At 67.4% G+C, this 4,616-nt stretch carries 7 protein-coding genes; 4 read left to right on the plus strand and 3 right to left on the minus strand.

The window, feature by feature from the left end:
* The first annotated feature begins 504 nt into the window (after positions 1-504).
* The gene (locus EIO58_RS13075; protein ID WP_127819911.1) at positions 505-1,260 is read left to right on the plus strand and encodes an SDR family oxidoreductase; all 756 of its coding nucleotides are present in this window, start codon (positions 505-507) and stop codon (positions 1,258-1,260) included.
* A gap of 51 nt (positions 1,261-1,311) precedes the next feature.
* Here EIO58_RS13075 and EIO58_RS13080 read toward each other — a convergent pair whose 3' ends face one another.
* The 3 genes from EIO58_RS13080 to EIO58_RS13095 form a co-directional block, all read right to left on the minus strand.
* Positions 1,312-1,470, minus strand: a complete 159-nt coding sequence (locus EIO58_RS13080; RefSeq protein ID WP_240658822.1) for a hypothetical protein — start codon at positions 1,468-1,470, stop codon at positions 1,312-1,314.
* A 115-nt stretch (positions 1,471-1,585) separates the two neighbouring features.
* The gene (locus EIO58_RS13090) at positions 1,586-2,062 is read right to left on the minus strand and encodes an SRPBCC family protein (RefSeq protein WP_127819912.1); all 477 of its coding nucleotides are present in this window, start codon (positions 2,060-2,062) and stop codon (positions 1,586-1,588) included.
* Positions 2,059-2,409 (minus strand): ArsR/SmtB family transcription factor, encoded by a 351-nt coding sequence (locus EIO58_RS13095; RefSeq protein ID WP_127819913.1) that lies wholly within the window; start codon positions 2,407-2,409, stop codon positions 2,059-2,061. Before EIO58_RS13095 ends, EIO58_RS13090 begins: the two co-directional genes overlap by 4 nt.
* A gap of 244 nt (positions 2,410-2,653) precedes the next feature.
* Here EIO58_RS13095 and EIO58_RS13100 point away from each other — a divergent pair, with 244 nt between their 5' ends.
* From EIO58_RS13100 to EIO58_RS13110, 3 genes are all read left to right on the plus strand, one after another.
* A complete protein-coding gene (locus EIO58_RS13100; protein WP_127819914.1) occupies positions 2,654-3,625 on the plus strand; it encodes a diacylglycerol/lipid kinase family protein in 972 nt (323 codons plus the stop codon).
* Between the two features lie 191 nt (positions 3,626-3,816).
* Positions 3,817-4,038, plus strand: coding sequence for a hypothetical protein (locus tag EIO58_RS13105; RefSeq protein WP_127819915.1), 222 nt, complete (start codon positions 3,817-3,819; stop codon positions 4,036-4,038).
* Between the two features lie 99 nt (positions 4,039-4,137).
* On the plus strand, positions 4,138-4,518 hold the full coding sequence (locus tag EIO58_RS13110; RefSeq protein WP_205789267.1) for a hypothetical protein: 381 nt from the start codon (positions 4,138-4,140) through the stop codon (positions 4,516-4,518).
* Positions 4,519-4,616 lie beyond the last annotated feature (98 nt).

Here is a 4,616-nt window from a genome sequence, read left to right on the forward strand (position 1 = left end):
GCACTTGACTGGGGGTCAAGGGGTCGCAGGTTCAAATCCTGTCATCCCGACAGAAAAAGTCCCGGGAACCTGAGGGTTCCCGGGACTTCTTGGTTGGTGGAACTTGACCACGTCATCGCAATGCCACCTTCTTGACCGTTTCGGCGCCGTGCCGCGGAGGCGGTCGCTCGTGTTCGTTCAGCGCCGGACCGGTGACGGCATTGCCCTCGTCATAAGAGACGAACGTCAGATCCGTGGCGTGATGAACATCAAGGTGAGGAGTGGAGTCATCACCGACGTATGGCTGCAGGTCAACCCCGAGAGGCTCAGCGCCTGGCGAGCGGAGGACTGACCTCACAAATCCACGCTCAGCATCGCCCTGATGATGTGCCGACGAATGTCGGACGGAAGCGACTGCTCCGACGAACACCGACGATGTTGTCGAGGATGCCCCTCACAATCCGACGCGCCGCATCGTCAGTACAAGAGGGCGTGCTTGGATCGCCGCGCTACGAAGGGAAGTTCATGAAGATTGCCATCGCCGGTGGGACTGGCACAGTCGGACGCCATGTGGTGAGGGCCGCAGAGAATCGCGGTCACGACGTGGTCGTTCTTTCACGCAAGAAGGGTGTGGACGTCATGGAGGGAACGGGCCTCGACTCGGCCCTCGAGGGTGTGGATTCCGTCGTTGATGTCCTCAACCTCACGACGCTCTCGACCAAGAAGGCAGTGTCGTTCTTCACCGCAACCACACGGAATCTTCTCACCTCCGCGGCGCGCGTCGGCGTTTCACACCACGTCGCCCTGTCGGTCGTGGGGATCGACTCTATCGACACTTCGTATTACGCCGGCAAGCTTGCACAGGAACGGCTCGTCCTTGCGGCGAGCGTGCCGCACACGATCGCGCGCGCGTCCCAGTTCCACGAGTTCGCACAGCAGATTGCTTCGCAGACGACGGTCGGGCCCGTCACCGTCGTTCCCCGCACGTTGACCCGTCCCGTTGCGGCGTCCGACGTCGGCTCCCATCTCATAGACGTCGTCGAATCAGGAGCTTCCGGTCGCGCACGAGACCTGATCGGGCCGCAGAATGCGACTCTCGCTGACATGGTCCGACGGATGTACGCTCATGACGGCACCTCGCGCAGAGTCCTGGATATCCGATTTCCCGGCTCATATGGTGCTGGTCTCGCGTCTGGTGCTCTGCGAGGTGACGAGGGTTCGGCGCGAATCGCCGGGCTGTCGTTCGATGACTGGCTGGGATCCCCTGACAGGCAGAGGTGAGCGGCGAAGTCGGTCGCCGCTGGCGCGCCCGTGTCTTCGTCTACCGAGACGTCAGGGGAGGATCGCGTAGATGTATCCGCCGTCGACTCGCACGGCGGCGCGGGTGGTCGTGGCCAAGGCCAGCGCCGAGGCGAGGTAGGCGACTATGTTCGCGATCTGCTTGGGTTCGATCAGGCGCCGCAGCAGCGACTGCGGGCGGTGTAGACGCATGAACTCGCGCTGCGCGTCGCGCCGTCGCCGAGACCGTTCTCGGGTCCGGCGTTCGGGCCGGTGACGAAGCCGTTGAGCGACTTCGAGATGTGTGCGACCACCCGGGGCACGAGACTCACCGCCCCGCGAGCAGCTCGTCGAGCTTCTCGTAGCCCTCGCTCATGCCCTTCTCCATGCCCTGCTCGATCATCGTGTCGAGCACCTCGCGGGACGGGAAGACGGAATGGTCGACCAGCCTTGACCGGCCGGCGGGAAGGGACTCGAAGCGGATGCTGTCGAGGCTGACCTCGTTCGGAGCACCCAGGTACTCGAACGTCTGGATGATGAGCTCGTTCTCGACCACGGTGTGGAACACACCGCGGAACGCATAGACGTTGCCTTCGGCATCCCTCTGCTCGAAGGCGTAGCCGCCGCCCGACCGGAAGTCCCAGTGGGTGACCGTGTTCTCGAGGTCTCGGGGTCCGATCCACTGCGCGAACAGGTGCGGGTCGGCGTGGGCGCGGAAGACGGCGCCCACCGGTGCGTCGAACTCGCGGCTGATGTCGGCGTACGACGTGCCAGGCTCGGCGTCGATGATGACGGGGTTGCTCATTGTTCTTTCTCCTTCTCTGGTGGGGTGCGAGAGTGCTCCGCGAGCACCGCGTCGAGCCGCCGGTATCGTGCCTCAATCTCGAGCCGGTACCGGTCGATCCAGGACGTGAGGCGCTCGAGGCTGGCGGGATCGAGGTGCACGGGGCGGCGCTGCGCCTCGCGCGTGCGCCACACGAGCCCTGCGGACTCCAGGACGCCGATGTGCTTCGACACGGCCTGGAGTGTGATGTCGAACGGCTCGGCGAGCTCGCCCAGCGTGGCCGGTCCGCGGCTGAGCCGGGCCACGATCGCTCGGCGCACCGGGTCGGCGAGGGCGGCGAAGGCCTTGTCGAGCGAGTCATCGTCCATTCGTATCCAATCTCGCGGTTGATCAACCGAGTAGTTGAATTAAACTGTAGACCGCGCCACGCGCAGCCGTCAACCCCCGCGCGGATCTGTGCGTCGCACAGACTCGGGGCGTACGGTGCGGGTATGCAGACGCAGGCGGATCGGGCCGGCCCGGTGGCCGACGCCCGGGGTCGGATCGACGACGGGACGGACGAAGGCGGTCACGGGCGCTGAGAACGCGCCGTCCGGTACGGGGTACGACAGCATGGAACGACCACACGCAGCCGTCGTCTACAACCCGACGAACGGGCCGATCGAGCGACTCCGTGGCGCCGTGGCCGCGCAGGTGAGCGCCGCGTGGGGTGAGACGCGCTGGTACGAGACCCGCAGCGACGACTCGGGGCGCTCGGCGGCCGAGCAGGCACTCGCTCACGCAGCCGCGGTCGTGATCATCGCCGGGGGCGACGGCACCATCCGCGCTGTCGCAGAAGTCATGCACGGCACCGGCATCCCCGTGGCGCTGCTCCCGACCGGAACCGGCAATCTCCTCGCCCGTGCTCTGGGCATGGCCATCAACGACCTCGAGGCATGCATCGCCGCAGCCTTCTCGGGCGACACGCGCTCCGTCGATGTCGGCGTCGCCGAACTCGACGGCGAGACGGGCGAGCGGAGCACGCACGTGTTCCTCGTCATGGCGGGCATCGGGCTCGACGCGGAGATGGCGCAGAAGACGAACGCCCTCGCGAAGAAACACCTCGGCTGGCTCGCCTACATCACTCCGATCGCCCGATCGATCATCGCAAACCGGCTCTTCCGTCTCGACTACCGGATCGATCACGGACGCGTTCGATCCACGCGTGCGCACACGGTCATCGTCGGGAACTGCGGAACGCTGACCGGCAACATGCTCTTGATCCCGCGCGCGCTCATCGACGACGGTCTGCTGGATGTCGTGATGATGCGCCCCAACGGGCGCCTCGGGTGGGCCGGGATCGGGACGCGACTCTCCCTCCAGGGCTTCGCCCGTCGGTCCCGATTCACCCGAAGACTGCTTCAGGCGACGCCCGACCTTCACGCGCTGGCCTATGTGCAGGGCCGTCAGTTCGAGGCCCGATTCGACATCCCTCACCTCATCCAGCTCGACGGCGACGGCTTCGGCCACGTCACGCGGGCGCGGATCAGCGTTCGACCTGGCGCGCTGCGAATCCGCGGCGCCACCGTGAACGGCTCGCCCTAGCCCTTGTACCCGGCTCCGCAGCGCTGGGCAGCCACCGGGCCGCACGGCCGCTGTTCTCCCTCACGTTCGTCGTCGTGATCGGCGCGGGGTTCGCCGTCCCCGCGTTCGACCCCGGGCTGGGGGATCGCCGCGGGTGCGGTCGCGCTCGCCGTGTTCGGTCTCGTCCGCGGGGCGCCGAGGCCGGATGGGGGATGCCGCTCCAGGCGCTCGCGATGGCAGTCGCGCTGGGCGTCGCGCTCGTCGGCGACCCCGTCGCCGGGCTTCTCGTCGGCGCGGGTCTCCTCGCGCACGCGGCGTGGGATGCGCATCATCTGCGCACCCGGCGCGTCGTCGCATCGTCGACGGCGGAGTTCTGCTGCGTCCTCGACACGGTGCTCGCCGTGACGTTGATCGTCGTGTCGCTCGGGCGCTGATCCGCAGCGCGCAGCCGCTTAGCGCGAGTGTGCGAGCATAGCAAGCCCCTCGGCCGCGCCGCGGCGCGGCGTCACGCTGGAATCGGAGAGGAGTGCGAGATGGCTTTCGAACCAGAACAGCGGGCGGCTGCCCCCGGCGCGACGGGCGAGGCCCACGATGCCGCGCATGCCGCGGCGCAGAGCGGGCAGCAGCACATGACGACGGACCACGACGCCATCCGGCAATGGGCGGAGGACCGCCACGCGACGCCGGCGACGCTCGAGGGCGCCGAGCACGACGGTCACCTGGACGTCCTTCGATTCGACTTCGGCTTCGGCATGGTCGAGGCGGAGGACGAGCAGCTGCGCGGGGTGGGCTGGGACGAGTGGTTCCGGGCTTTCGACGAGCAGGGACTGAGCTTCGTCTATCAGGACAGGCGCCCAGACGGATCGTCTTCGAACTTCTTCCGGTTCGAAGCGCGACAGGGCGGAGCAGGCTGAGCGCAGACACGACCGCCGTCAGACGAACGGGCGCGCCACGTCGACGAGGCGTCGCAGGGTCAGTTCGACGGCGGTCGCCGCGGCCTCATCGCGCCGCG

The sequence above is a fragment of the Microbacterium sp. CPCC 204701 genome (assembly GCF_004010105.1).
Taxonomy (GTDB): Bacteria; Actinomycetota; Actinomycetes; order Actinomycetales; family Microbacteriaceae; genus Microbacterium.

Bases quoted from the DNA above. Each gene is read 5' to 3' on its own strand.
- EIO58_RS13105 (WP_127819915.1), top strand. From the start codon at position 3,817: ATGCCGCTCCAGGCGCTCGCGATGGCAGTCGCGCTGGGCGTCGCGCTC.
- EIO58_RS13080 (WP_240658822.1), bottom strand. From the start codon at position 1,470: ATGCGTCTACACCGCCCGCAGTCGCTGCTGCGGCGCCTGATCGAACCC.
- EIO58_RS13110 (WP_205789267.1), top strand. From the start codon at position 4,138: ATGGCTTTCGAACCAGAACAGCGGGCGGCTGCCCCCGGCGCGACGGGC.
- EIO58_RS13090 (WP_127819912.1), bottom strand. From the start codon at position 2,062: ATGAGCAACCCCGTCATCATCGACGCCGAGCCTGGCACGTCGTACGCC.
- EIO58_RS13100 (WP_127819914.1), top strand. From the start codon at position 2,654: ATGGAACGACCACACGCAGCCGTCGTCTACAACCCGACGAACGGGCCG.
- EIO58_RS13095 (WP_127819913.1), bottom strand. From the start codon at position 2,409: ATGGACGATGACTCGCTCGACAAGGCCTTCGCCGCCCTCGCCGACCCG.
- EIO58_RS13075 (WP_127819911.1), top strand. From the start codon at position 505: ATGAAGATTGCCATCGCCGGTGGGACTGGCACAGTCGGACGCCATGTG.